Annotated in this window: 26 protein-coding genes and 2 riboswitches; of the genes, 19 read left to right on the forward strand and 7 right to left on the reverse strand. The window is 67.3% G+C overall.

Features of this window, described 5'->3' with window-relative positions; all coding sequences use genetic code 11:
- The first annotated feature begins 323 nt into the window (after positions 1–323).
- The 4 genes from LFM09_RS37860 to LFM09_RS37875 all read left to right on the forward strand — a co-directional run bounded on the left by LFM09_RS37860 (position 324) and on the right by LFM09_RS37875 (position 4,800).
- Positions 324–1,586, forward strand: coding sequence for an extracellular solute-binding protein (locus tag LFM09_RS37860; RefSeq protein WP_414101428.1), 1,263 nt, complete (start codon positions 324–326; stop codon positions 1,584–1,586).
- A gap of 74 nt (positions 1,587–1,660) precedes the next feature.
- Complete coding sequence (locus tag LFM09_RS37865) at positions 1,661–2,560, forward strand: carbohydrate ABC transporter permease (protein WP_414101453.1); 900 nt, start codon at positions 1,661–1,663, stop codon at positions 2,558–2,560.
- 4 nt (positions 2,561–2,564) lie between these two features.
- The gene (locus LFM09_RS37870) at positions 2,565–3,389 is read left to right on the forward strand and encodes a carbohydrate ABC transporter permease (protein WP_414101429.1); all 825 of its coding nucleotides are present in this window, start codon (positions 2,565–2,567) and stop codon (positions 3,387–3,389) included.
- Positions 3,390–3,393: 4 nt separating this feature from the next.
- Positions 3,394–4,800, forward strand: coding sequence for a GH1 family beta-glucosidase (locus LFM09_RS37875; RefSeq protein ID WP_414101430.1), 1,407 nt, complete (start codon positions 3,394–3,396; stop codon positions 4,798–4,800).
- A gap of 93 nt (positions 4,801–4,893) precedes the next feature.
- Here LFM09_RS37875 and LFM09_RS37880 read toward each other — a convergent pair whose 3' ends face one another.
- On the reverse strand, positions 4,894–6,093 hold the full coding sequence (locus LFM09_RS37880; protein ID WP_414101431.1) for an esterase-like activity of phytase family protein: 1,200 nt from the start codon (positions 6,091–6,093) through the stop codon (positions 4,894–4,896).
- A gap of 77 nt (positions 6,094–6,170) precedes the next feature.
- Between LFM09_RS37880 and LFM09_RS37885 the strand changes: the two genes are divergently transcribed.
- From LFM09_RS37885 to LFM09_RS37895, 3 genes are all read left to right on the forward strand, one after another.
- The gene (locus LFM09_RS37885; RefSeq protein ID WP_414101432.1) at positions 6,171–6,689 is read left to right on the forward strand and encodes an N-acetyltransferase family protein; all 519 of its coding nucleotides are present in this window, start codon (positions 6,171–6,173) and stop codon (positions 6,687–6,689) included.
- A 78-nt stretch (positions 6,690–6,767) separates the two neighbouring features.
- Complete coding sequence (locus LFM09_RS37890) at positions 6,768–7,793, forward strand: LacI family DNA-binding transcriptional regulator (RefSeq protein WP_414101433.1); 1,026 nt, start codon at positions 6,768–6,770, stop codon at positions 7,791–7,793.
- A gap of 935 nt (positions 7,794–8,728) precedes the next feature.
- A complete protein-coding gene (locus tag LFM09_RS37895; protein ID WP_414101434.1) occupies positions 8,729–8,974 on the forward strand; it encodes a hypothetical protein in 246 nt (81 codons plus the stop codon).
- A 122-nt stretch (positions 8,975–9,096) separates the two neighbouring features.
- Here the strand turns inward: LFM09_RS37895 and LFM09_RS37900 are convergent, their stop codons facing one another.
- The gene (locus LFM09_RS37900; protein WP_414101436.1) at positions 9,097–9,306 is read right to left on the reverse strand and encodes a hypothetical protein; all 210 of its coding nucleotides are present in this window, start codon (positions 9,304–9,306) and stop codon (positions 9,097–9,099) included.
- Positions 9,307–9,543: 237 nt separating this feature from the next.
- Between LFM09_RS37900 and LFM09_RS37905 the strand changes: the two genes are divergently transcribed.
- A complete protein-coding gene (locus LFM09_RS37905) occupies positions 9,544–10,044 on the forward strand; it encodes a DM13 domain-containing protein (protein WP_414101437.1) in 501 nt (166 codons plus the stop codon).
- Between the two features lie 200 nt (positions 10,045–10,244).
- Complete coding sequence (locus LFM09_RS37910; RefSeq protein ID WP_414101438.1) at positions 10,245–11,210, forward strand: AraC family transcriptional regulator; 966 nt, start codon at positions 10,245–10,247, stop codon at positions 11,208–11,210.
- Between the two features lies 1 nt (position 11,211).
- Here LFM09_RS37910 and LFM09_RS37915 read toward each other — a convergent pair whose 3' ends face one another.
- From LFM09_RS37915 to LFM09_RS37930, 4 genes are read right to left on the reverse strand one after another with little or no spacing between them, the layout of a single operon-like run.
- Positions 11,212–11,367, reverse strand: coding sequence for a hypothetical protein (locus LFM09_RS37915; protein ID WP_414101439.1), 156 nt, complete (start codon positions 11,365–11,367; stop codon positions 11,212–11,214).
- A 60-nt stretch (positions 11,368–11,427) separates the two neighbouring features.
- Positions 11,428–13,470 (reverse strand): 3-hydroxyacyl-CoA dehydrogenase NAD-binding domain-containing protein, encoded by a 2,043-nt coding sequence (locus LFM09_RS37920; protein ID WP_414101440.1) that lies wholly within the window; start codon positions 13,468–13,470, stop codon positions 11,428–11,430.
- A gap of 2 nt (positions 13,471–13,472) precedes the next feature.
- Positions 13,473–14,675, reverse strand: a complete 1,203-nt coding sequence (locus LFM09_RS37925; protein WP_414101441.1) for an acetyl-CoA C-acetyltransferase — start codon at positions 14,673–14,675, stop codon at positions 13,473–13,475.
- A 56-nt stretch (positions 14,676–14,731) separates the two neighbouring features.
- On the reverse strand, positions 14,732–15,166 hold the full coding sequence (locus LFM09_RS37930; RefSeq protein WP_414101442.1) for a GNAT family N-acetyltransferase: 435 nt from the start codon (positions 15,164–15,166) through the stop codon (positions 14,732–14,734).
- A 107-nt stretch (positions 15,167–15,273) separates the two neighbouring features.
- On the opposite strand from LFM09_RS37930, the gene LFM09_RS37935 reads away from it, so the two are divergent.
- The 8 genes from LFM09_RS37935 to glyA all read left to right on the forward strand — a co-directional run bounded on the left by LFM09_RS37935 (position 15,274) and on the right by glyA (position 22,240).
- Positions 15,274–16,410 carry an acyl-CoA dehydrogenase family protein gene (locus LFM09_RS37935; protein ID WP_414101443.1) on the forward strand — a complete coding sequence of 379 codons (1,137 nt, stop codon included), beginning with the start codon at positions 15,274–15,276 and terminating at the stop codon, positions 16,408–16,410.
- Positions 16,407–17,531, forward strand: a complete 1,125-nt coding sequence (locus tag LFM09_RS37940; RefSeq protein WP_414101444.1) for a CaiB/BaiF CoA transferase family protein — start codon at positions 16,407–16,409, stop codon at positions 17,529–17,531. Before LFM09_RS37935 ends, LFM09_RS37940 begins: the two co-directional genes overlap by 4 nt.
- Before the next feature lie 320 nt (positions 17,532–17,851).
- Entirely contained in the window at positions 17,852–18,049 is a 198-nt protein-coding gene (locus tag LFM09_RS37945) for a hypothetical protein (protein WP_053737908.1), read from the forward strand.
- A gap of 164 nt (positions 18,050–18,213) precedes the next feature.
- Entirely contained in the window at positions 18,214–18,708 is a 495-nt protein-coding gene (locus LFM09_RS37950) for a transcriptional regulator (RefSeq protein ID WP_086665294.1), read from the forward strand.
- A 148-nt stretch (positions 18,709–18,856) separates the two neighbouring features.
- Positions 18,857–19,225, forward strand: coding sequence for a hypothetical protein (locus LFM09_RS37955; RefSeq protein WP_414101445.1), 369 nt, complete (start codon positions 18,857–18,859; stop codon positions 19,223–19,225).
- Between the two features lie 14 nt (positions 19,226–19,239).
- The gene (locus LFM09_RS37960; RefSeq protein WP_414101446.1) at positions 19,240–19,542 is read left to right on the forward strand and encodes a DUF3817 domain-containing protein; all 303 of its coding nucleotides are present in this window, start codon (positions 19,240–19,242) and stop codon (positions 19,540–19,542) included.
- A 45-nt stretch (positions 19,543–19,587) separates the two neighbouring features.
- A riboswitch (glycine riboswitch) is annotated at positions 19,588–19,678 on the forward strand.
- Positions 19,679–19,770, forward strand: a riboswitch (glycine riboswitch).
- Between the two features lie 96 nt (positions 19,771–19,866).
- Positions 19,867–20,961: a glycine cleavage system aminomethyltransferase GcvT gene (gcvT, locus tag LFM09_RS37965; protein ID WP_414101447.1), complete on the forward strand. Its 1,095-nt coding sequence runs from the start codon at positions 19,867–19,869 to the stop codon at positions 20,959–20,961.
- Between the two features lie 13 nt (positions 20,962–20,974).
- Positions 20,975–22,240, forward strand: a complete 1,266-nt coding sequence (gene glyA, locus LFM09_RS37970; RefSeq protein ID WP_414101448.1) for a serine hydroxymethyltransferase — start codon at positions 20,975–20,977, stop codon at positions 22,238–22,240.
- 395 nt (positions 22,241–22,635) lie between these two features.
- On the opposite strand, the gene LFM09_RS37975 is transcribed toward glyA, so the two are convergent.
- A complete protein-coding gene (locus tag LFM09_RS37975; protein ID WP_414101449.1) occupies positions 22,636–23,313 on the reverse strand; it encodes a hypothetical protein in 678 nt (225 codons plus the stop codon).
- 160 nt (positions 23,314–23,473) lie between these two features.
- Between LFM09_RS37975 and LFM09_RS37980 the strand changes: the two genes are divergently transcribed.
- Together LFM09_RS37980 and LFM09_RS37985 are read left to right on the forward strand one after the other, a co-directional pair.
- The gene (locus LFM09_RS37980; protein WP_414101454.1) at positions 23,474–24,700 is read left to right on the forward strand and encodes a class I SAM-dependent methyltransferase; all 1,227 of its coding nucleotides are present in this window, start codon (positions 23,474–23,476) and stop codon (positions 24,698–24,700) included.
- Positions 24,697–25,467, forward strand: a complete 771-nt coding sequence (locus tag LFM09_RS37985) for a DUF1295 domain-containing protein (RefSeq protein ID WP_414101450.1) — start codon at positions 24,697–24,699, stop codon at positions 25,465–25,467. The genes LFM09_RS37980 and LFM09_RS37985 overlap by 4 nt, the downstream gene beginning before the upstream one ends.
- Positions 25,468–25,875 lie beyond the last annotated feature (408 nt).

Here is a 25,875-nt window from a genome sequence, read left to right on the forward strand (position 1 = left end):
AGCTTCGCTACCCGGCGAAGCGGGACCTCAACCAAAAGTTCGCGAAAAAAGTTCGAGCGCGCGCGTCACTTTCGCGGCGCGAACCCCTCTACCTGGGGTGAGGGACGACCGGAGCGAGGGCCCGGTCGTCCCTCTTTCGCGTCTCCGGGGGTCCTGCCGTCGACCCGACCGGGACGCTCACCGTTCCGGCACAGGTTTTTGTTGCAAGCCCCGACAAAGTTACGGAACGATGTCGACCGCTTGACACCCGCGCCTCTCCGGTTGAGTGTGAGAGCGCTCTCATCACAGTTAAGCGCCGCTCACGGCGTCGTCGAGGAGGACGGATGAGCAGAAGGCTGGTCGGCAGCGTCGCTGCGACCCTCGTGATGGTTCTGGCCGCCGGGTGCGGCGGGAGTTCCGAGGCCGACGGCAAGATCGAGCTGTCGCTGGGCCTGTTCTCCGACTTCGGCTACGACAAGCTGATCGAGGAGTACCAGGCCTCGCACTCGAACATCAAGATCGAGCAGCGCAAGGTCAAGATGGAACAGCACAACACGCAGCTCGCGACTCAGCTCGCGGGCGGCAGGGGTGCGGCGGACATCGTCGCTCTCGAAGAGGGCGTGGTGAGCCAGTTCCGCGCCTCGAAGGACAAGTTCGTGAACCTGGCGGAGTACGGCGCCAAGGACCTCAAGGACCAGTGGGCCGGCTGGAAGTGGAACCAGGGCACCGCGGACGGCGGTGAGTTCGTGCTGGGGCTGGGCACGGACATGGGCAGCCTGGGCCTCTGCTACCGGCGCGACCTGTTCGAGGCGGCCGGGCTGCCGACGGACCGCGAGGCCGTCGCGAAGCTGTGGCCGACCTGGGCCGACTACGCGAAGGTCGCCGACCAGTTCACGGCCAAGACGCCGAACGTGAAGTTCGTCGACACCGGCCGCAACGTCTACAAGGCGATCCTCGACCAGACCGAGGAGGGCTACTTCGCGAAGGACGATTCGTACATCGCGGAGAAGAACGACAAGGTCAAGACGGCCTTCGACACGGCGGCGGCGCTCGGCACCAAGCAGCAGACCGGTGCTCTGGAGCCGTTCAGCCAGGACTGGAACGTCGCCCTGAAGCAGGGTTCGTTCGCCACCACCACCTGCCCGGCCTGGGCGCTCGCGCTGATCAAGGCGGGTGCCGGTGACGCGGCGGCCGGGAAGTGGGACGTGACGACGGCGCCGGGTGGCGGCGGCAACTGGGGTGGCTCGTTCCTCGCCATCCCGAAGCAGGGCAAGCACCCCAAGGAGGCCTACGAGCTGATCAAGTGGCTCACGGCGCCCGAGCAGCAGAAGCGGATCTTCAAGGAGACCGGCAACCTGCCGAGCCAGCCGAAGGTCTACCAGGACGCCGAGGTCCAGGCGACGGTCAACGAGTACTTCAACAAGGCTCCGGTCGGCAAGATCTTCGCCTCGTCCGCGGAGTCGCTGAAGCCGACCTACCGCGGCACGAAGGACTCGAAGGTCGGACCGGTGTTCGGCACCGCGCTGACCCGCGTCGAACAGGGCAAGCAGTCCGCGGCTGACGCGTGGACGCAGGCCCTGAAGGAAGCGACGGACGCCGCCAAGTGACGGTGACGCGTCAAGAGACCGAGACGGCTCCGGCCGTCTCGGTTTCGCCTTCCAAGGAGCCGAAGCGCTTCCGGCTGAGCCACTGGGACGCGAGGTACACGCCGTACCTGATCATCGCGCCGTTCTTCCTGGTGTTCGGGATCTTCGGGCTCTACCCGCTGGTGTACACGGCGTGGGTGTCGCTGCACGACTGGCAGCTGATCGACGGCAACCAGGGATTCGTCGGTCTCGCCAACTACGTCGAGCTGTTCGCCGACGCCAAGTTCTGGAACGCGCTGTTCAACACGCTGAGCCTGTTCGTGCTCTCGACGGTGCCGCAGCTGCTGGCCGCGCTGGGCCTCGCGGCGCTGCTGGACCGCGGCCTGCGCGGCAGTGCGTTCTGGCGGGCGGGTGTGCTGCTGCCCAACGTCATCTCGGTCGCCGCCGTGGCGCTGGTGTTCGCGCAGTTCTTCGGCCGCGACTTCGGCATCGTGAACTTCCTGCTGGGCCTGGTCGGCGTCGACCCGATCGACTGGCGCGCCGAGACGTGGGCGTCGCACCTCGCGGTGTCCACCATGGTGATGTGGCGCTGGACCGGCTACAACGCGCTGTTGTACCTGGCGGCGATGCAGTCGGTGCCGAAGGACATGTACGAGTCGGCCACTTTGGACGGTGCGGGCCGCTGGCGGATGTTCTGGTCGATCACCGTGCCGTCGATCCGGCCGACGATCCTGTTCACCGTGGTGACGTCCACGATCGGTGGTCTGCAGCTGTTCGCCGAACCGGCGTTGTTCGACCCCGGGTTCGCCGCCAACAACTCCACCGGTGGCTCCGACCGGCAGTTCCAGACGCTGGTGCTCTACATGTACGAGAAGGGCTTCCGCCTGTTCGACGCAGGCTACGCGGCCACCGTCGCGTGGATGCTGTTCCTGGTCGTACTGGTGGTCGCGGTCATCAACTTCTCGCTGACGCGGCGCATCGCGGGCAAGGGGTGATCGCATGAAGAACGCCAAGGCAGGCCCTCTGCTCTACGGGTTCCTGGTCGCTGTGCTCGCGGCCTCGGTGTTCCCGCTGTACTACTCGTTCATCGTGGCGTCGAAGGACAACTCGGTCCTCGGCGAGAAGGTCCCGCCGCTGATCCCCGGCGGCAACCTGGTCGAGAACATCACCCGCGTCTTCGACACCGTGGACTTCTGGCTCGCCATGCAGAACTCGTTCATCGTGGCGGCGACCGTGGCGATCTCGAACGTCGTGCTGGGCACGCTGGCCGGGTTCGCGTTCGCGCGGCTGCGGTTCAAGGGCCGCGACTCGCTGTTCCTGGTCGTGCTCGGCACCGCGATGGTGCCGACGCAGCTCGGCGTGATCCCGCTGTACATGCTGATGTCCGACCTCGACTGGTACGGCACGCTGCAGGCGGTCATCGTGCCGGTGCTGATCGGGTCGTTCGCGGTGTTCTGGATGCGCCAGGCGTGCGAGGAGACCGTGCCGCACGAGCTGATCGAGGCGGCCCGCGTCGACGGGTGCTCGGTGCTGCGGACGTTCTGGCACGTCGGTTTCCCCGCCGTGCGGCCACAAGCCGCGGTGCTCGGCATGTTCACGTTCATGACGGCCTGGAACGACTTCTTCTGGCCGTTGATCGTGCTTGACCCCAACGACAGCCCGACGGTGCAGGTGGCGCTGTCGACGCTGGCCAGCGGGTACTACACCGACTACTCGTTGATGCTCGCCGGTGCCTCGCTCGCGGTGCTGCCGGTGATCGCGATCTTCGTCCTGCTGTCGCGCCAGATCGTGGGCGGCATCATGCAGGGCGCGGTGAAGGGATGAGTGAATGACGACCGATTCGGACGTCGAGGTCGAGCGGGAGGTGCTGACCTTCCCGCCGGACTTCCTGTGGGGAGCGGCGACCGCGGCGTTCCAGATCGAAGGTGCGACCACAGCGGACGGTCGTGGCGCCTCCATCTGGGACACCTTCTCGGCGACGCCCGGCAAGGTCCTGGCCGGCGACACCGGGGAGCCCGCCTGCGACCACTACCGCCGGTACCAGTCCGATGTGGACCTGATGTCCTCGCTCGGGCTGGCCTCGTACCGGTTCTCCGTCGCGTGGCCACGGATCCAGCCGAGCGGCAGCGGTGCGGTCGAGGAGCGCGGCCTCGCGTTCTACGACCGGCTGGTGGACTCGTTGCTGGAGAAGGACATCCAGCCGCTGGTGACGCTGTACCACTGGGACCTGCCGCAGGTCCTGGAGGACTTCGGCGGCTGGCGCAACCGCGACACCGCCTACCGCTTCGCCGATTATGCCGCCCTCGTGCATGAACGGCTGGGCGACCGCGTGCAGGCCTGGACGACGTTGAACGAGCCCTGGGTTTCGGCGTTCCTGGGCTACGGCAACGGGATCCACGCGCCGGGCATCACCGACGCGGTGGCCTCGCTGGAGGCGGCGCACCACCTGCTGCTGGCCCACGGCCTCGCCACGCAGGCGTTGCGCGCGCAGGCACCGGAGTCTCACCGGCTGTCGATCGTGCTCAACTTCAGCACCGTCTGGGGTGACGACGAGGAGGCCGTCCGCAAGGTCGACGGGTTGCAGAACCGCATCCTGCTCGACCCGATCTGCGGCCGCGGCTACCCGTTGGACGTCCTGCAGGACACGACGTGGCTCGGCGACTGGACGAACGTGGTGCGCGACGGGGACATGGAGACCATCGCGACCCCGATCGACTGGATCGGCGTGAACTACTACAACCCGACCCGCGTGGCGCCGGCCGACCCGGACCACGTGCCGTTCGGGCCGCACGCCGGCCTGCGCGGTGTGGCTCTGCAGCCGCCGCAGGGCGAGCTGACCGGGTTCGGGTGGGAGCAGAACGCCGATGCGTTCACCGAGCTGCTGGTGCGGCTGTCGCGTGACTCCGGCGGGATTCCGCTGGTGGTCACGGAGAACGGGTCCGCGTTCCCGGACGTCGTGGACCCGATGGGTCGCGTGGTGGACGTCGAACGGACTCGCTACCTGGTGGACCACGTGCGCGCGGTGCACCGGGCGATCTCCGAGGGCGCGGACATCCGCGGGTATCTGGCGTGGTCGCTGCTCGACAACTTCGAGTGGGCGGCCGGGTACTCGCAGCGGTTCGGGATCGTGCACGTCGACTTCGAGACGCAGCGGCGCACGGTCAAGGAAAGCGCGGTCACGCTGTCCCGGATCATCGGGCAGAACGGGCTTCCCGCGCACGGTTACGCTGTTTAATTCAACTTCTGGCTAGCACTGGTCGGGCCGAGGGGGCCTTGGCGCTCTCACCCGCGGACACCTCTGTGCCGCGAGTGAGAGCGCTCCCTCGTTCTACCTGCGCTTCAGCACGCGAGGATCGGCGTGCAGGTTCTCCGCGAGCCTGATGGTGATGAACTCGTTGTTGTCCGGCTTGCCCGGCGTGCGGCCCGACGACGACGGGAAGTTGTTGTCGTTGAGCACCGCGATCGTGCGGTCGTCGAGGATCGTGACGTCCTCGATCGTGACGAACGGGAACTTGAACGGGTCCGCCTGTCCGCCGACGTGCTTCGGGTTGGCGAGGTTGAGCAGGTCGGCGACCATCGTCTTGTCGAGCTTGCCGTCGGAGTTCCTGTCCCGCTTGTCCGCGAGGTAGACGCGCTTCACGATCGCGTCGACGCCCTGGGCGCTGTCGCGTTCGATGATCAGCAGCCGGTTGCGGTCGATCGCGATCGCGTCGCCGATCGCGAAGTTCGGGTCCTCCAGCTGGTACTTCCACGTCTTGCCGGTGAAGGCGTTGCTCGCGATGTCGAACTCGTTGAGCCGCAGCGTGCCCGGCGTGTCACCGGCGACGGTGCCCTCCAGCAGCGCGTTGATCGTCTTGCCGTCGGGGGAGAGCGTGATGCCCTCGAACCCCTTGCTGCCACCCAGGTTGGGGTTGCCCGCGGGGTTCTCCGGAGCGCGCACACCCGGCAGCGGGACGGGCGGCGCCATCAGCCGGCCGGCCCGGTCGAAGTGCAGCAGGTAGGGGCCGAACTCGTCACCCATCCAGTAGGTGCCGTCGGCGCCCCTGGTGACCGACTCGATGTCGATGTCCGCTCCGGTGATCACCCGGTCCGGCCTGGTCAGCGGGAACGGGATGTGGCTGTTCGGGTCGGTGAGCGTGATGCCGCCGACGACGTCGACCGAGCCGGTCGTGAAGTTCGGTGCGATGCGGTTGATGCGGAGAAGCCAGTCCGCGCTGTTGGCCTTGGTGCCGTAGCCGTTGTCGGAGATGACGTCGAACGTGCCGTCACTGTTGCGGACGAGCCCGCTGAAGCCCTGGATCGGCTGGTCGGCGAACGGCGGCGTGACCCCGTTGATCGGGGCCGTCCCCAGCGCCGCGCCGCTCGGCTCGCTGCCGGGGAGGTAGGTCTCCGCCGGGAGAAAGGCGAAGTTCGTCAGGGTGGCCTGCCCAGGGGCCTTCTGACTCGCCGCTTCGGGAGCAGCGGCGGTGGGCGTGGCCAGCGCGGTGACGGTGAGCAGGGTGAGGCCTGCGGCCAGAGTTCTCCTCATGCGGCGACCCTAAGGTGTTCTGGATCGTTTTACGCGCGCTTCGCGTCACGGCAACAGGTCCAGGGAATTCTTGACGCATGACACGAGGACTGCTCACCAGTGTCGTGCTGCGCCCCGGTACGCCCGCGGATTGTGACGCGGTGGACGCGCTGCACGGCAGATGCTCGATGAGGACGTTGTTCAACCGCTACCACTCGGGGATGAGCACGGTGCCACGCCGCTGGCTGCACCGGCTGCTCAACCCGGTGCGCGGCACCACGTTGGTGGCTCAGTGCGGAGACGACGTGATCGCTTTGGGCCAGCTCCTCCACACCGGACAGCCAGGCTGTCTGGAGGTGTCGCTGCTGGTAGAGGACGCGTGGCAGCGTCGGGGAGTCGGCACCGCGCTGCTTCGGGAGCTGGCCTCCCGTGCTTCGTGCGAGGAGCTCGTCGCGTGGTGCCTGCCGTCGGAGAACTCGCTGGTCCGCACGGCCGCGCGAGCCGGCCTACCGGCCACGACACGCCGGGAGGACGGCCTCCTTCGGGTGTCGATCGAACCGTGTGAACGTGCGCGGATGACGCCAATTGCGACGGTTGTTGCTGAAAAAACACGATGAACAGCGCGGAAACCCTCCTCGGAGATCGCTTGCAGCTAAGCTGACCGGCGGCTCAAAGGTTTTCATCGAGGAGTGGTGGTGCACGTGTCCAACCACGCGCGTCCGACGTTGGAGGACGTGGCCGCGAGGGCTGGGGTCAGCCGCGCCACGGCGTCACGAGTGCTGAACGCGTCGCCGCGGGTCAGCCCTGAGGCGCTGGAGGCTGTGAACGCCGCCGTGCTCGCCTTGGGCTACCAGCCGAACCGCGCTGCTCGTGCTTTGGTGACTCGTCGGACCGGAGCTGTCGCGGTCGTGTTCTCCGAACCCGAGCCCAAGATCTTCGACGACCCGCACTTCGCTCGGTTGATCCGGGCTGGGGCTCGTGCGTTGGCTGACGTTGACGTGCAGATGGTGTTGATGCTGGTGCACTCGCCTGATGATCAGGCTCGTGCTCATCGGTTCCTCGCTGGTGGGCACGTTGATGGGGCGTTGGTGTTCGCGCCCCATCGGAATGATGAGCTTGTGGCGATCGTCAAGAAGTTGCCGTTGCCGGTTGTGTATGCCGGTAAGCCCTGGGGGTCGTTGCGGGGGATGCACCTCGTTGACAACGACAACGAGGGTGGGGCGGTGCTGGCCACTGAGCATCTGAAGTCGCTGGGGCGTCGGAAGATTGTTCATGTGTCCGGGCCGTTGGACGAGCTGTCTGCCATTGATCGGTTGAACGGGTTCAAGTCCGCGTTGTCGTTGGATGACAAGGCTGCTGCTCGGGTTACTGAAGATGGTGGCTTTACGCGTGAGGGTGGGCGTAAGGCCATGGCTGCGTTGTTGGCCAAGGTGCCGTCGTTGGATGCGGTGTTTGTTGCGTCTGACTTGATGGCTGCTGGGGCGTTGGAGACGCTTGCCGAGGCTGGGCGGCGGGTTCCTGAGGATGTTGCGGTTGTCGGGTTTGACGATCATGTGGCTATTGCTGAGCACACTGCTCCGCCGTTGACTTCTGTTCGGCAGGATTCTGATGAGCAGGTCAAGCACATGGTTGAGCATCTGATGAAGCTGCTTCGGGATGAGACTGTCAAGACGAAGAAGCAGATGTTGCCTACGGTGTTGGTTCGGCGGGAGTCGGCCTGAGGTTGGCCTGAGGGGCCGCCGTTCCGGCGGGCGCGTCGGTTGCCGTTGTCGTCCCCCTGGTGCGTTGGCGGGCGCCGGTTTGTTGTTCGTAGGTGGTCCTGTTGCGGGCGGATGGTCGCCTCGCGAGACGCGGCCGGGCGGGTGGTCGCCTTGCGAGACGCGGCCGGGCGGGTGGTCGCCTTGCGGGCGGCGGGTTCTGTTTCGTGCTTCTGGGAGCTCCGCCCCAGACCCCGCCAATCTGATCAAAGACCGGCCAGCGCCGTCGGCGGGTAGATGGCACGCCTGTTGCGTTGGGCGGCTTGCTGTTGCGTAGGTGCTTGCGTTGTCGGGTGGTCCCGTCCCGAGCCGCACCGGATCGAGCCACACCAGAGGGGTCAGGTCAAGCCGACGAAAAGCGTGTCGGCTTGACCTGACCCCTCTGGCGCGGCAAGAGCAATCAGGTACGACTCGTGACGGGACCACCCCACCGGGCCGTATGCCTCAAGAACGGCTCGGCTTCACCGTCGCGTGATCTGCGTGCCTTGTGTGTAAGGCGTTACGGCTCGGCTTTGCCATCGCTTGATTGGCGCGCCTTGCGCGTAAAGCCTTACGGCTCGCCTTCGGCTTCGTGTTCGCTTCGGCTTCGCCTTCGGGGACGGCGGTGTCACCCTCGCGAGAATCGGTCGTGCCGGACTGTCAGACCCGCTTAGTACGTTGGGTCGCGGGGGATCCACCTGCCAAGGGGACCCCTGCGCGAGCCTGCCTGGCGTCCGGCACGGGTGCTGGACTGCTAGCCGCTGCTCAGGTTCTTGCAGGTGGGTGGGGGCAGCGGGTTCAGGGGGCTGCACGGCCAACCCGACGTCTGCGGCGGGGGCGTTGTGGTCGCTGCTGGTGGGGGTGGCGGCGCGGGGTTCGTTGCGGCAGGGGGTGGGGTGGTCTTCTTTGGCGTTTGTGCGGTGCTTGGGGTCGAAGTGTTGTTGCTGCTCGACGGGGTGCTGCTTTCCGGGGTGGAGCTCTCTGTTGAGCTCGCCGGGCTGTTCGGGGTGGAGGTGATCCAGGTGGACGACGGGGTTCGGCTCAGGGGGTCGCCGTTGTCGGCCACTCCGTGTATTGCCATGCCCACCAGCACGCCGAGCAGTGCGGACCCGAGCACGGCGGAGCCACCTGCGGCCCACAGTGCGCGCACAGCAGTCCTCCTCTGATGCTCACGGTTGGAAGTCGGGCGATCACGCTCCTCGGCAGATTACCCGGTAGTCCGGTCGCAGGAGAACGCTCACCTGGTTGCCTTATCGGCGTCTTGATGGCCCCGGTTGAGTGATCGCCGTCACTGATCTGTGATGCGGGCGAGTACCAAACTGGCCCCTGAAAGGCCTGCCACCAGCACGGTTCCCGTCATGTGCCACGTCGGAGCGTCACCCGTGCAGGTGAACACCTCGGTGAAGCGTTCCGAGGAGCAGGTGACGAACGGGATTGCTGAGAGGGCGATCGAGGAGGCCGCTACGCCGCCCAGCAGTGCGGAGCCGAAGGTGCGCATGAGTGGGAACGCTGCGTTGGCTGTGCCTACCGCGGCTATGGCGAAGAGGAGTGGCACCGGTCTTGGGAACAGGCCCGTGAGGGCGCAGCCGATCATCAGGACACCGAGCACGGCCTGGCCGATCCTCGCCTGTGTCGCCACGGGAGGACCCTAACAACTCCGTAAGGACTTTTCGGCCCGATTTGGGCCAGTATTTTCGGTATGCCGCATCGCCGATTCTTGATCCCCGTAGCAGTCGTGGTCGTCGTCGCGCTAGGGGTTGGGTTGTACCTCTTCCAGCCGTGGCGGTTGCTCACGGTTCGCGAAACGCATGACGCGTTGCTCGTGCCGGCGACGACCTCGGTGACGACCTCGGCGTCGACGTCAACTGAGGCTGCGGCGCCCGTTGTGGAAACGCCGAAGGAGGTTGCGGCGGGGGAGTGGCGGTCGCTTGAGCACGCGACCACCGGTAAGGCGAGCCTCATCAAACTGCCGGGTGGGACGTACTCGGTGCAGTTCGCCTCGTTGGACACCAGTGATGGGCCTGACCTGTACGTTTACCTGTCGCCGCATGCGTCGAGCTCGGCCGAGAAGACGTTTGGTCAGGGATTTACGAGTTTGGGCAAGTTGAAGGGAAATCGTGGCGACCAGGTGTACGAAATTCCCTCCGGTGTGGATGTGTCCGCCATTCGGAGTGTCGTGATCTGGTGTCAGAGGTTCTCCGCCGGCTTTGCTGTAGCACCGTTGGAACAAGTCTGAAACATCGCGCCTGACCTGGTCTGTTCGCGCTATTGACTTTCCTGGTCTAGACCACATAACGTAAAGAGAAGGACACAACATCGTCCCTTGCCGGTGGGCGTGCGGAAGCCCCATTGGCGAGGAGTACGGCTCACTGGGTGGGCCCTCGCCGGCGGTGACGCGGCTCCAACTCTCCCCGGAGCCGCGTCACCGCCGGTGGCGTGTTAGTGTGGTTCGTGCACACCCGGACTGTGGCGATCCACTACGTGCGCGCGGCGTTGCGCGCGTGCCCGGAGCCGTCTGCGGTGCTGGCCGGGGCGGGGATTCCGGCCAGCTTGCTGGCGGACGACCGGGCGCGCGTCACGCCGGCTCAGTACACGAAGCTCATTCAGACGCTTTGGGAAATTCTCGACGACGAGTTCATGGGCTTTGGGCCACGGCCGTCCAAACGCGGCACGTTCGCGATGATGTGCCTGCTGGCCGTGCACTGCCCGGATCTGGAATCGGCGTTGCGACGGGGGCTCACTTTTTATGCGCTGTTCGACGAACCGTTGGAGCTCTCGCTCACGGACGGGCGGTTTTCGTTGCACGTGCCGGGCGATCCGGACCACTTCCTGACCGAGTCGTTGTTGGTGTTGTGGCACCGCTTCTCGTCGTGGCTGATCGGTCGGCGCATCCCGTTGGTCACGGCGGAGTTCGCCTATCCGGAACCGGATCACGTGGCCGAGTACCACCTGATCTTCGGTTGTCCGCTCACGTTCGGCGCGCCGGCCACCGCGATCGCGTTCGACCCGAAGTTCCTGAGGATGCCGGTGGTGCAGGACGAGGCCGCGCTGAGGCGGTTCCTGCGGCACTCGCCCGCGGAGTTGTTGTCGCGCAGGGACCACGGTGCGGACACGGCGGGACACGTGCGGCGGTTGCTCGGGCGCGGGGTGGTGGGGCTGGAGGCCGTGGCGGCTCAGCTGGGGGTGTCGGCGCCGACGCTCCGAAGGAGACTGGCCGGGGAGGGCACGTCGTTCCGCGAGGTGCGGGAGCAGTTGTTGCGGGACCAGGCGGTGGCGTCGCTGGTGCGCGGCGGGGAGTCGGTGGAGGAGTTGGCGCTGCGCCTCGGGTTCTCCGAGGCGAGCGCCTTCCACCGGGCCTTCAAGCGGTGGACCGGGTCCTCACCCGGTTCCTACCGGGCCTGACTCACCAGTCCCAGGCGTCGCTGCCCTGGACGGCGCGCCAGGCCTCCTTCGAGGCGACGGAGTCGGTGTTCGGCAGCAGGGTGTCGATCGACGCGGGCCCCGCCAGTGCCAGCATCGCGGCCGCGGCCGAGACGATCGCAGTGAAGATTCTTTTCATGGCAAAGAGAATGCGGCCGCCCTGAGGACGGCCGCAAGCACTCCAAAACGTCTCAAAACCTCAGAACTTGTCGCGCTCCCGCAGCGAGGCGGGCGGGCGGAACCGTTCGCCGTAGGTGTCCGCGAGGTAGTCCGCGCGCTCCACGAACGCCTGCACGCCGTAGGAGTTGACGAACTGCAGCGTGCCACCGCTCCACGGCGCGAAGCCGAAGCCGAAGATCGAGCCGATGTTCGCGTCGGCGACGGAGGTCAGCACGCCCTCGTCCAGGCACCGCACGGTCTCCAGCGCCTGCACGAACAGCAGCCGGTCCCGCACGTCCTGCTCGGAGACGCCGGCGTCGGCCTTCACGTACCGGGTCGTGAGCTCGGGCCACAGGAACTTCTTGCCGCCCTCCGGGTACTCGTAGAAGCCGGCACCGGTGGACTTCCCGCTGCGCCCCAACGACACCATCTCGCGGATGAGGTCGTAGGCGGGGCTGTCCGCGACCAGCGAGGGGTCGTCGGCGAGCGTCTGGTCGTGGATCTTCAGCTGCAGCGACAGCGTCACCTCGTCCGAGACGGCCAGCGGGCCGACCGCCATGCCGGCCTTCCGCGCGACGTTCTCGATGAGCGCCGGCGCCACTCCCTCGGCCAGCATCGTGATCGCCTCGATCACGTACGTGCCGAAGGTGCGCGAGGTGTAGAAGCCGCGCGAGTCGTTGACCACGATGGGCGTCTTGCCGATCTGCCGCACGTAGTCCAGCGCGCGCTGGAGCGTCTCCGCGGACGTCTTCTCACCGCGGATGATCTCGACGAGCCGCATCTTCGGCACCGGCGAGAAGAAGTGCAGGCCGATGAACCGCTCCGCGTCCGGAACCGCCGTGGCGAGACCGGTGATCGGCAGCGTCGAGGTGTTCGACGCGATCACGGCGTCCGGCAGGGCCTGGGACTCCGCGGCTCCCAGCACCTTGTTCTTCAGCTCGCGGTTCTCGAACACCGCCTCGATGATCAGGTCGCAGCCCGCGAGGTCCTCGTCGGAGTCGGTCGGCTTGATGCCTTCCAGGCCCCCAGCGCCCTTCTGGGCCGCCTCCAGGGTCACGTCCTTCAGAACCACCTCGATGCCCGCTTTCGCTGACACCTCGGCGATTCCAGCGCCCATCATGCCCGCGCCCAGCACGCCGAGCTTGGCGACGCGCTTGCCGGACGACGACGCGCGGCCGTTGACCTCGTTGAGGTTGAACCAGAACGCCGTGATCATGTTCTTGGACACCTGACCGGAGGCCAGTTCCACGAAGTAGCGGCCCTCGATCTTCAACGCCGTGTCGAAGTCGACGTAAGCGCCCTCGACCGCGGTCGCCATGATCTTCTCCGGCGCCGGGTACGCGCCGTGCGACTTCTTGCGCAGCACGGCAGGTGCCGCACCCAGCAGCCCGTAACTGTTGGGGTCACCGAACTTCAGGTCCGGCACGCCCGCGCCCTGCCTGTCCCACGGCTGCACCGGGGCCGGGTTCGCCAGGATCCACGCGCGGGCCTCGGAGATCAGCTCTTCGCGCGTCTCGACGAGCTGGTGCACCATCCCGGCTTCCAGCGCGCGCTCGGGACGGAGCTGCTTGCCCTCCATCAGCAACGGCAACGCCTTCTGCACGCCCAGCAGGCGCACCATGCGCGTGACGCCACCGCCGCCGGGCAGCAGCCCCAGCGTCGCCTCGGGCAGGCCGACGCGGATGCTGTTGTCGTTCAACACGATCCGGCGGTGCGAGGCGAGCGCGATCTCGAAGCCGCCGCCGAGCGCCGAGCCGTTGATCGCGGCCACGACCGGCTTGCCGAGCTTCTCCAGGCGCCGCAGCTGCGACTTGAGCTCCTCGACGCCTTCCAGGGCCTGCGAGGCGTTCTCGGGCGTGATCGCGATCAGCACGTTGAGGTCGCCACCCGCGAAGAACGTCTTCTTGGCGGACGTGATGATCACACCGGTGATCTCGTCACCCTCGAGCTTCGTGACGGCGTCGCCCATCAGCTCGCGGTACTCGTTGTTCATCACGTTGGCGGAGCCGGACATGTCCATCGTCAGGGTGACGATGCCGTCGGAGTCCTTGTCGTAGTGGAAAGTGCCCAAAGAATTAGACACGGTCAGACCCTCTCGATGATCGTCGCGATGCCCATGCCGCCGCCCACGCACAACGTGGCCAAGCCGCGGCGCAGGTCCCGGCGTTCCAGCTCGTCCAGCAGCGTGCCCAGGATCATGCAGCCGGTGGCGCCCAGCGGGTGGCCCAGCGCGATCGCGCCGCCGTTGACGTTGACCTTGTCCTCGGGGATGTCCATGTCCCGCAGGAACTTCAGCACGACCGACGAGAACGCCTCGTTGACCTCGAACAGGTCGATGTCCTCGACGGAGAGCCCGGCGCGGTCCAGCGCCTTGCGCGCGGACGGGGCGGGTCCGGTCAGCATGATCGTCGGTTCGGTGCCGACGACGGCAACGGCAACGATCCGGGCGCGTGGCGTGAGACCCAGAGCCTGCCCGGCGGACGCGGACCCGATGAGCATCGCCGCGGCGCCGTCGACGATCTGCGACGAGTTGCCCGGCGTGTGCACGTGGGTGATGCGCTCGACGGTGGGGTAGCGGTCGATCGCCACGGAGTCGTAGCCGAGGTCGCCGTGGAACTGGAAGCTCGGCTTGAGCCTGCCCAGGGACTCCACAGTGGACCCGGGACGGATCGTCTCGTCCTCCTTGAGCACCACGGTGCCGTTCTGGTCGATCACCGGCACCACGGAACGCTCGAACCGGCCGTCCTTCTGCGCTTCGAACGCGCGGGCGTGCGACCGGGCGGCCCACGCGTCGACGTCCGTGCGCGAGAAGCCCTCCATCGTCGCGATCAGGTCGGCGGACACGCCCTGCGGCACGAACGACAGGTCGAAGTTCGTCGCGGGGTCGATCGCCCACGCGCCACCGTCGGAGCCCATCGGCACGCGCGACATCGACTCGACGCCGCCAGCGACCACCAGGTCCTCGAACCCGGACGCGACCTTGGCGGCGGCGAGGTTCACCGACTCCAGGCCGGACGCGCAGAAGCGGTTGAGCTGCACGCCCGCCGGCCGCTGGTCCCAGCCCGCGGCCAGCACCGCGGCACGCGCGATGTCACCGCCCTGCTCACCGATCGGCGACACGACGCCGAACACGACGTCGTCCACCGCGGAGGTGTCGAGAGAGTTGCGTTCGGACAGCGCGCGCAGCACACCGGCGGCCAGCTCGACGGGCCGGACGCTGTGCAGCGACCCGCGCTTGCCCTTGCCGCGCGGCGTGCGCACCGCGTCGAAGATCAAGGCTTCGCTCATGGCACCCACGCTAGGCCCGGCGTCTGGAGCTGGCCATGACCGTGAAGGGTGACCGATTAGCTCACCTGGAACTCCATGAACTCGGGTTCCGCGGCTTTTGTGAACCCGAGTCGCTCGTAGAGCCTCCGAGCAGGCAGGTTGTGGTCGTAGACGCGCAGCCGCACGACCTTCCAGCCGTGCTCGGCCGCCCACTCCAGCACGGTCTTGACCAGTGCTTCTCCCACACCACGGCCGCGATGGGTGTCCCGCACCCACATCGAGTAGAGCTGCAGCCCGACGGAGTCCGCGAAGGCCCCGACCAGGCCTGCCGGGCCGGGGGCGAGCGCGACCAGCTTCAGGCCCCGCCCGACGGACTCCCTCCAGTAGTCCTCGGTGAAGGCCTGCTCGCGAGCCAGCGTGGACCCGAACCCGCCGGGATCGCAGGCCAGCGCCTCCAGGCGGAGGTCACGCCAGAGGTCCCACTCGTCCGAGGTGACCCGGTGGATCTGCATGCCGAGCAGTCTGGACGATCGAGGTGGTTTTTTCGCTCAGTTTTTCGGGTGACGCCCACGCGCGCCGGTCATGGCGTGGATCACTGCCGAGTGGTTTCGTGGACGTCATGGCAGAGCGTCGATCGCGGTGGATGGACAGCGACCTGGACCAGTTGCGCCAGCTCGCCCGCACGTTCATGGAGAAGGAGATCGGGCCGCACCAGGAACGCTTCGCCGAGCAGAAGCAGGTCGACCGCGACCTGTGGCGCCGCGCCGGCGAGGTCGGGCTGCTGTGCCTGAGCATCCCGGAGGAGTACGGAGGCGGCGGCGGCACGTTCGCACACGAGGCCGTGCTGCTCGAGGAACAGGCACGCGTCGGTGACAGCGCCTGGGGCAACAGCGTGCACAGCGGCATCGTCGCCCACTACCTCAACTCCTACGGCTCGCACGAGCAGAAGCTGCGCTGGCTGCCCAAGCTCGCGTCCGGCGAGTACGTCGGCGCGATCGCGATGACCGAACCCGGCGCCGGATCCGACCTGCAGGGCATCCGCACGAGGGCCGTCCGGGACGGCGACGAGTACGTCATCAACGGCTCGAAGACGTTCATCACGAACGGCGTGCACGCCGACCTGGTGATCGTCGTCGCCAAGACCGACCCGGCGCAGGGCGCGCAGGGCATCTCGTTGATCGTCGTGGAGAACGACATCCGGCGCGGCCGCGTGCTCGACAAGGTCGGCATGAAGGGCCAGGACACCGCCGAGCTGTTCTTCGACGACGTCCGCGTGCCCGTCTCGAACCTTCTCGGTGACCAGGAGGGTCTCGGGTTCGTCCAGCTCATGCAGCAGCTGCCGCAGGAACGGCTGATCATCGGGGTCTGCTCGATCGCGGGCATCGAGGCGGCCGTCGACGTGACGGTGAAGTACGTGAAGGAGCGCACGGCGTTCGGCAAGGAGCTGATGAAGTTCCAGAACACCCGGTTCAAGCTCGCCGAGTGCGCCACCGAGGCGGCCGTGACCAGGGCGTTCATCGACGAGTGCATCGAGAAGCACCTGAAGGGCGAGCTGGACGTGCCGACCGCGGCGATGGCGAAGTGGTGGGCCAGCGACCGGCTTGGAGTCGTCGTCGACGAGTGCGTGCAGCTCTTCGGTGGCTACGGCTACATGAACGAGTACCCGATCGCACGGGCGTGGGCGGACGCGCGCGTGCAGCGAATCTTCGGCGGGACGAACGAGATCATGAAGGAAATCATCGCGAGGTCCCTGTGACGGGGCCGCTCGCAGGACTTCGCGTCATCGAGCTCGCCGGCCTCGCGCCCGCGCCGTTCGGCTGCATGGTGCTCGCCGACCTGGGCGCGGACGTGATCCAGGTGCACAAGCCGGGGAGCCGGTCGACGGTCCCCGGCGACTTCCTGGGGCGCAACCGGCGGTCGGTCGCGATCGACACCCGCAAGCCTGAGGGCGCCGAGCTGGTGTTGCGGCTGGTCGAGGGCTCGGACGTGCTGGTCGAGGGCTTCCGGCCGGGCGTGACCGAGCGGCTGGGCATCGGCCCGGCGCAGTGTCTCGCCCGCAACCCGCGCCTTGTATATGGACGTATGACCGGCTGGGGCCAGGACGGGCCGCTCGCCGACCGAGCCGGGCACGACATCAACTACATCGCCGTCGCGGGCGCGCTGGACCCCATCGGGCGGGCCGGCGAGCCTCCCGTCGTGCCGCTCAACCTCGTAGGCGACTTCGGCGGCGGAGGGCTGCTGCTGGCCGTCGGTGTGCTCGCCGCACTGTACGAACGCGAGCGTTCCGGGCGCGGCCAGGTTGTGGACGCCTCGATGGTCGACGGCGCGGCGTTGCTGACGACGTTCCTGCACGGGATGAAGAACGCGGGCATGTGGCAGGGCGGTCGCGGCGAGAACATGCTCGACGGCGGCATCCCGTTCTACGACGTCTACGAGGCCGCGGACGGGCGCTTCGTGGCCGTGGGCGCACTGGAGGAGAAGTTCTACGCCGACCTGGTGCGCGTGCTGGGGCTGGAGGACGCGCCGACGCGCAACGACCCGGCGAACTGGCCTGAGCTGCGGGAACGCATCGCCGCGGCGGTGAAGACACGCACGCGGGACGAGTGGGCGGACCTCGCGCGGGACACGGACGCGTGCCTGGCGCCGGTGCTGACCCCTGCCGAGGCTGCGCGCCATCCGTACAACGCGGCGCGGGCCACGTTCGTCGACGTCTCCGGTTCTTTGCACCCGGCTCCGGCGCCTCGGTTCGACCGGACCCCGACGTCGGTTCCGACGCCCCCGGTTTCGGCCGGGGTGAACACCGGGGAAGTGCTTGCCGACATGGGTGTGGCGGACGCCGAAATTATGGAACTGCGGCGGGCCGGAGTAATTGGATGAATGCTCGCGTGCGGCATTAATAAGGACACGAAGGGGTGACGGAGCGTGATGCCGACGCTTCGGCATCCGGGTGACGTCCGGTGCAACAGTGTCTGGTCCAAGCTGTGGGATGCGAGGGAGTCCGTGTTCACCTCGTGCCCAGGACATCGGCGCTGGACAGGGCCCTCTTTAGCCGCCATTCGGGTGACATTCCCCGTCATGCAGGCGTGCGTGGCTGGTGGATCGTAGGACCAGTTGGGCGTGGTCGTTGTTCATCGCATGGGTGAATGAGGGACCATGACGGGTGACACGGGCGGTCCGCCGCCCGACCTGTGAGCGACATGGACGGAGAGGGACCTGTGAACCTCAAGAAGGTGCTAGTGCTGGCGGGCGTCGCGCTGGTGCTGTTCCTCCTGATCACCCGGCCCGAAGAGTCCGCTTCGGCGGTCCAGACGGCTCTCGGCTGGCTGCGTGAGGGCGCGGAGTCGATCATCACCTTCATCAGGAGCCTCTTCGGGACGGCCACCCCGGTTGCCTAGTGACTCTCGGTGATCCTCGGCCGTTCGCGTTGGACCGGATGGGTGGAAAGAGGCCAATCACGCACTGGTAACGGGTGTTCTGGGGATTCAGGGTCTGGCGATTGTCAGACCTACCGAATACCTTCCGCTGCAATGGCCGATCCCCGACCGACGAGGAGGCATGGATGGTCGAGGACTCCGGGGTCCACGAGCTGTTGCAGCAGTGGGCGGCTGAACGGTCTGATGATGCAGAGATGCAGGAGGTGAACCGGATCAAGAACGCGTGGCTCGCAGAGGCTCCCCCCTCGGCGCCAGGCATCCCCGTGCAGCGGGGAGGCAGGAGCGGGTCGTCGCGTGGCTTGGTCAAGGTCGACTCGGCGGATCCGGCCTACGTGGCCGCGATGCGCAAGCGGGCGCCGGAGGCACCCGAGGCACTGCTCGCTGCCGCGGCGAGCTACTGGCAGCTGGTGGGCGACGTCGCCGAAGCCGAGCAGTGGTGGGACGCGGGCATCAGCCCGTTGGACCAGCGCGCGCTCGACTACCGCGCGGCGGGCCTGACGCCTGCCGATCTCGGGAGGCGCCTGGGACCGATGACGGTTCTCCAGCACCTCCGTCGTGGCTCCGCCGCGGCGTGGTGTGTCGCACGTCTGCAGAGGCAGCGCCGGGACGGCGTGGCGTAGTAGCGGAACGGGCTGTCGGAGGCGGCAGCCCCGTATCCACTCACGAGTGAGCTTGCGCGCTCGCTGAGCGCGCTCGCCGCATCTCGTTCGTCGTGCTCATGCCGGGGGCGACCCCCGGACCCCCAGAACTACCTCTAGTGTGGAGGTCGTGCGCGGCCTCCTTACTCCCCAACGTGTGTTGATCGCGTTCGCCTGTCTGGCGGCGCTGGTCGCCTGTTGCGGACTCGCGTACTGGCAGTGGCAGCGCTTCGAGTCCGCCTCCGGCACGTTCCAGAATCTCGGATACGTGCTCCAGTGGCCCCTGTTCGGCCTCTTCCCGCTCTTCATGGTGTGGCGCTTCCGCCGACTGGCACGTCAGCGCCGTGACGAGGATCCGGTTGCGCCTGCTCCAGAGCCGGTAGCTACGGTTGACGCCGTCAAACCCGCGCCTGTTGAGCACTTCGACGACCCAGAAGACGCGGAGCTCGCGGCCTACAACCGCATGCTCGCGGACCTCAACGCGCGGGACGGTCGTTGAACGAAGGCGGGCAGATGAAGGGTGCGTTGACCCGGTTCCGGGTCATGGCTTACGTGGTCGGTGTCTTCCTGCTGCTGCTGGTCGTGGCGATGGTGCTCAAGTACGCCGCGGACATGGGCGGGATGATGAAGGTCGTCGGCCCCGTCCACGGCTTCCTCTACGCCATCTACCTGGTGATTTCCGTCGACCTGGCCCTCAAGCTGCGCTGGTCGATGAAGGGCACCGCCCTCGTGCTGCTCGCCGGGACGATCCCGTTCCTGTCGTTCTGGGCCGAGCGCAAGGTGGTCGAGAAGACTGCGCAGGGCGTGCCGCTGTGACGTTTGGCCTGCTAGCGTCTGGGGCTACCAACTGAACACGGCCGTCGATGTCGCGCGGAAGAGACCCCTTTCGAAGGGGCGCCGAAGGAGCAACCCCTCCCCGGAATCTCTCAGGCACAGATACCGCACGACGAAGGCAACTCTGGAAAGCAGGCGGTTCCGCCTCGCCCACGGTGCAAGTCGCGTCCCGCGCGGCGAAGCTCTCAGGCTCATGACAGAGGGGGAGGCTCGCTCTAGTGAGGAGTCTCCGATGGACCGTGTCATTCTTCTGTTGCCTCAGCCGGCCTGGTCCGGCTCTTCGGCGCATCCTGGAGGAGCGTTCTGATGTCCCGCCTCACGCCTCTGAACGCCGAGCACGAGCAGCTCGGCGCGATGTTCACCGACTTCGCGGGCTGGCGGATGCCGCTTCGCTACTCGTCTGAGCTCGCGGAGCACCACGCGGTGCGCACGACCGCGGGCCTGTTCGACCTCACACACATGGGTGAGATCGTCCTGACCGGCCCGCAGGCCGGCGAGGCCCTCGACTACGCGCTGGTCGGCCACATCTCGGCGCTGGCCGTGGGCAAGGCCCGCTACACGATGATCACGCAGGCCGACGGCGGCGTGATCGACGACCTGATCGTGTACCGGCTCGGCGACGAGGAGTTCATGGTCGTCGCGAACGCCTCCAACGCTGCTGTGGTGGCTGAGGCGCTGGTCGAGCGCGCGGCTGGGTTCGACACCGTCGTCGCGGACAAGTCGACCGAGTACGCGTTGATCGCGATCCAGGGCCCGAAGTCGGTCGAGATCCTGTCCGGGCTGACCGACACCGACCTCGGTTCCGTCAAGTACTACGCCTCGTACCCGTCCACGGTGGCGGGTGTTCCGGCGCTGCTGGCCCGCACCGGTTACACGGGCGAGGAGGGCTTCGAGCTGTTCGTGGCGCCTGCCGACGCGTCTGCGGTCTGGGCGGCGTTGCTCGAGGCGGGTTCGTCGCACGAGCTCAAGCCGTGTGGTCTCGGCTGCCGCGACACGTTGCGTCTCGAAGCCGGAATGCCCTTGTACGGCAACGAGCTCACGACCTCCCTGACGCCGTACCACGCCGGCCTCGGCCGCGTCGTGAAGCTCGACAAGCCGGGCGACTTCGTGGGCCGCGACGCGCTGACGAAGGTGTCGGAGTCCGGTGTGGACTCGGTCCTGGTCGGACTGAAGACCCCCGAGCGCCGCGCCCCGCGCCACGGCTACGCGGTCCTGAACGGCGACGAGGTCGTCGGCGAGGTCACCTCGGGCGCCCTGTCCCCGACCCTCGGCTACTCGGTCGCGATGGCCTACGTCTCGCGCGCGAGCTCCGAGCCGGGTACCCAACTGCTGGTGGACGTCCGCGGCAAGAAGCAGCCGGTCGAGGTCGTCGCACTTCCGTTCTACAAGCGCGCCAAGTAGGGAGATCTTCCAGATGTCCGACCAGTTCAACGCCTCCCTCGCGGAGTACGACCCCGAGGTGGCCGAGGCCGTTGCCGCCGAGCTGGCGCGCCAGCAGGGCACCCTCGAGATGATCGCCTCGGAGAACTTCACGCCCGTGTCCGTGCTGCAGGCGCAGGGCTCGGTGCTGACGAACAAGTACGCCGAGGGCTACCCCGGCCGCCGCTACTACGGCGGCTGCGAGCACGTGGACGTCGTCGAGCGCCTGGCCATCGAGCGCATCAAGTCGCTCTTCGGCGCCGGCTTCGCGAACGTCCAGCCGCACTCGGGCGCCCAGGCCAACGCGGCCGCGATGTTCGCCCTACTGCAGCCCGGCGACACGATCCTGGGCCTGGACCTCGCGCACGGCGGCCACCTCACGCACGGCATGCGCATCAACTTCTCCGGCAAGCTCTACAACGTCGTGCCGTACCACGTTGCCGACTCTGACGGCCGGGTGGACATGGCCGAGGTCGAGCGGCTGGCTGCTGAGCACCGTCCCAAGTTGATCGTCGCTGGCTGGTCCGCGTACCCGCGTCAGCTGGACTTCGCCGAGTTCCGTCGGATCGCGGACTCGGTTGAGGCTTACCTGATGGTCGACATGGCGCACTTCGCTGGGCTGGTGGCTGCCGGGCTGCACCCGTCGCCGGTGCCGCATGCGCATGTCACGACTACGACGACGCACAAGACCCTTGGTGGGCCTCGTGGTGGTGTGATCCTGTCCAACGACGCGGACATCGCCAAGAAGATCAATTCCGCGGTGTTCCCCGGGCAGCAGGGTGGGCCGTTGGAGCATGTGATCGCAGCCAAGGCTGTGGCGTTCAAGCATGCTGCTTCGCCGGAGTTCGCTGATCGGCAGCGGCGGACGTTGGAGGGGTCGCGGATCCTGGCTGAGCGGCTGTCTCAGGCTGACGTGGCTGAGGTCGGCGTGAAGGTGCTGACCGGCGGTACGGACGTTCACCTGGTCCTCGTCGACCTGGTCAACTCCGAGCTCGACGGTAAGCAGGCTGAGGACGTGCTGCACCAGATCGGGATCACGGTCAACCGCAACGCCGTCCCCAACGACCCGCGTCCGCCGATGGTGACGTCGGGTCTGCGGATCGGTACGCCGGCGTTGGCGACGCGTGGGTTTGGTGAGGTGGACTTCATCGAGGTCGCCGACATCATCGCTGAGGCGTTGAAGCCGGGTGCTGCGGTGGACGAGCTGCGTGCCCGCGTCGAGGTGTTGGCGGCCAAGCACCCGTTGTACTCGACGCTCTGATCTGGTTCGTGCCTGGGAGGGGGCCTTCGGGTCCCCTCCTTTGTTGTTGGTGCGGAGTTCTTGTGAGGGCGGGACGGTTCGCCTTCGGCATCGCACAAGAGCTGCACGAAGGGGCGCCGCCGGAATTCCGGCGGCGCCCCTTCGTGCAGCTCTTGTGCGATGCCGAAGGCGAACCGTCCCGCCCTCACAAGAACTCCGCACCAACAACAAAGGAGGGGACCCGAAGGCCCCCTCCCAGGCACGAACCAGATCAGAGCGTCGAGTACAACGGGTGCTTGGCCGCCAACACCTCGACGCGGGCACGCAGCTCGTCCACCGCAGCACCCGGNCCCAGGGCCGGGGTTACACCGTGTCAGGGTGTTGTGTGTCTCAGATGGACCGTCCTAACGGGAGTCTTAGGCTGCAGGTGCCGTCACGCCGGGCGGGAGGCACTCGACGTTGCGCTTGCCGTCGGGCTGGATCACGAACCAGGTGCCACCAACGCCCTGGCCCTTCCAGGCGCCCGGCTTCGGGTCCTGCGAGTACGTGTAGAGAGCCCAGCCGTCGATCGCGACCTGCTTCTTGCCGTCAGCACGCGTGATCAGCGAGACCAGCTTCTGGTCGATGCCCTCGACCTGCGGGATCGTGTCCGACAGCATCGGCGGCCACGTCACGGCGCACTGGTTGTTGCAGTTCGACTTGCCTTCGGGCTTCGGGGTGTCCTTGTCGAAGCGGTACAGCGTCCGGCCGTCGCCGTCCTGGACGACCATGCCCATCTTGTCGACTGCCTTGCCGACCAGGCGCAGGTTGCTGACAGGGGCTGCTGCTGGGGGCTGCGCTGCCGGCGGCTGGGCCGCGGGCGTCGGGGTTTCCGGTGCCTGCTGCTGAACAGGGGCCTCGGGTGCCTGAGCGGGCTCCTGGAGTACCGGGGGCTGACCCACGTCGCCGTAGTCACCGAGTACGCCAAGGTCTGTTTCGGTCTGTGCCACCGGCTTCGAGTTCGTGCCACTGCCCGTGGCACTCCAGACACCCAGACCCAGCACAACTGCCAGCCCCGCGGCGAGCCCGATGGCAATGCGGTTACGTCGGATCACACTCATGTCCTCCTTGTTCCGTCGTTCGCTCTATCGAGGCCATACGGGCGCGGTTGCGTCTCGGTTCAGAAACGAACCGAACCTCTTGCCGGCTCGAACGTCTGGCGGAGCCAGGTTTCACGGGAGGTGCAGGGTGGTCGTCGCTGGTCAGCTGGCAGGAATGGCCGAGCGGGTGCTGGGTGCGCCGCTGCCGATCGGAATTCGGGCGTGGGACGGGAGCGTCGCCGGGCCTCAGGACGGCGCCGTGCTCGTGATCCGGTCGCGGGACGCGTTGAGGCGGCTCGTGTGGAGTCCGAACGAGCTCGGGCTCGCGCGCGCGTATGTGAGCGGGGAGCTCGACGTCGAGGGTGATCTCGCGGCTGGGCTCTCGCAGATCTGGGGGCTCGTGCGGCGTGGTGTCACGCGGCGACCTCGGGTCGTCGAGGTTGTGAAACTTGCATTGCAACTGAAAGTGTTGGGTCCCAAGCTTGATGCGCCTCGTGAGGAGGCGCGGCTGCGCGGTGCGCTGCACACGCAGCGCCGTGATCGGGACGCCATTTCGCATCACTACGACCTGAGCAACGACTTCTACCAGCTCGTGCTCGACCCGAGCATGGCCTACTCGTGTGCCTACTTCACGTCCTCATCGGACTCGCTGGCGCAGGCTCAGCAGAACAAGTTGGACCTCGTGTGCCGCAAGCTCGACCTGCGGCCGGGGATGCGGCTCCTGGACGTCGGGTGCGGCTGGGGATCGATGATCATCCACGCGGCGCGGGAGTACGGCGTGCACGCCGTCGGGGTCACGATCTCCGCGCAGCAGCGGCAGCACGTTCTTGGGCGGGTCGCGGCTGAGGGGCTGCAGGACCGCGTCGAGGTGCGGTTGCAGGACTACCGCGAAGTGGGTGACGAGCCGTTCGACGCGATCTCCACCATCGAGATGGGTGAGCACGTCGGCGAGGCGAACTACCCGGTGTACGCCTCCACTTTGTACCGGTTGCTGAAGCCAGAGGGCCGCCTGTTGCTGCAGCAGATGTCGCGCGGTCGCAACGCGCCCGGCGGTGGCGCGTTCATCGAGTCGTACGTTGCGCCGGACATGCACATGCGGCCTGTCAGTGCCACGACAGGGTTCCTCGAAGGTGCGGGTTTGGAGATCCGGGACGTGCACGCGATGCGGGAGCACTACGTCTGGACCGTGCGGGCGTGGGCGCAGACACTGGAAGATCGGTGGGACGAGGTCGTCGCGCTGGTCGGCGAGGGGCAGGCACGCGTGTGGCGCCTGTACCTCGCGGGTGGCGCGCTGACGTTCGAGGAAGGGCGGATGGGCGTGGACCAGATCCTCGCGGTGCGCAGGAGCCCGGATGGTCGCAGCGGCATGCCGCGCGTGCGTCGTGAGCTGGTGGCGCGATGAGCTTCCTGATCAGCTTTCTCGCCGTCTTCGTGCTGCTCAGCGCGCTGTTCCTGTACGCGGACGCCCGTAAGCGCTACGACCTGATCGACTCGGCCTGGGGTCCCGGCTTCGCGGTGATCGCGGTGGTCACGCTGGTGTTCGCGGACGGCGAACCAACTCGGCAGTGGCTCGTCACGGTGTTGACCGCGGTGTGGGGTCTACGCCTGGGAGTGCACATCTTCGTGCGCAACGCAGGCAAGGACGAAGATCCGCGATACCAGGACATTTTGAGGCGTGCCAAGGGAAATCCGCGCTTGCGGATGTACCGCGTGTACCTGATCCAGGCCGCGCTGATGTGGATCGTGTCGCTGCCGGTGCAGGCCGCGCAGCATCTTTCGGCCCCGTTGGGAGTGCTGGATTGGGTGGGCACCGGCGTGTGGTTGGTCGGCTTCACCTTCGAGGCCGTAGGCGATTGGCAGCTCTCCCGGTTCCGCGCGGACCCGGCGAACAAGGGCGCCGTGATGGATCGCGGTCTCTGGCGCTACACAAGGCATCCGAACTACTTCGGCGACTCCGTCGTGTGGTGGGGCCTTTACCTGTTCGCGCTGCACTCGTGGCTCGGCGCGCTCACGATCATCGGCCCGGTGATCATGACGTGGCTGCTCGCGAAGGGCACGGGCAAGCCGCTGCTCGAGAAGGACATCGTGTCGCGCAGGCCTGGGTATGCCGAGTACGTCCGGCGCACCAGTGGCTTCGTGCCGTTGCCGCCGAAGAGCCGCGTGGGGTAGGCCCCTGCGGGTGAGCTGCGCGGGGTGGGTGCGCGTGTCTGGTTGTGGCTGTGGGTGGGTTGCGTGGGTAGGTGCGCGTGTCCGGTTGTGGCTGCGGATGGGTTGCGTGGGGTAGGTGCGTGCGTGCGGTTGTGGCTGCGGATCAGCCGCGTGAGGTAGGTGCGCGTTCGGCCGCTGCGCGGAAGGAATCGTGCGGGGTAAGTGCACGTCGGTCCGTTGCTGCGGGCGAGGTGCGTGGGGTAGCTCCACGTCCAGCCGTTGCTGCGGAAGTGTCGCGGGGTAGGTGCGCGTTCAGCTGTTGGGGCGGAAGGAGTCGTGCGGGTTGGCGCGTGTCCGTCCGTTGCCGAGGAAGGGTCGCGTGGGCTAGTAGTACTTTGTTAGGTCTCGGCGTGTCGTGGGGACGCGGGG

Origin of the sequence: Lentzea alba, from assembly GCF_047445655.1 — a bacterium.
Lineage (GTDB): Bacteria > Actinomycetota > Actinomycetes > Mycobacteriales > Pseudonocardiaceae > Lentzea > Lentzea alba_A.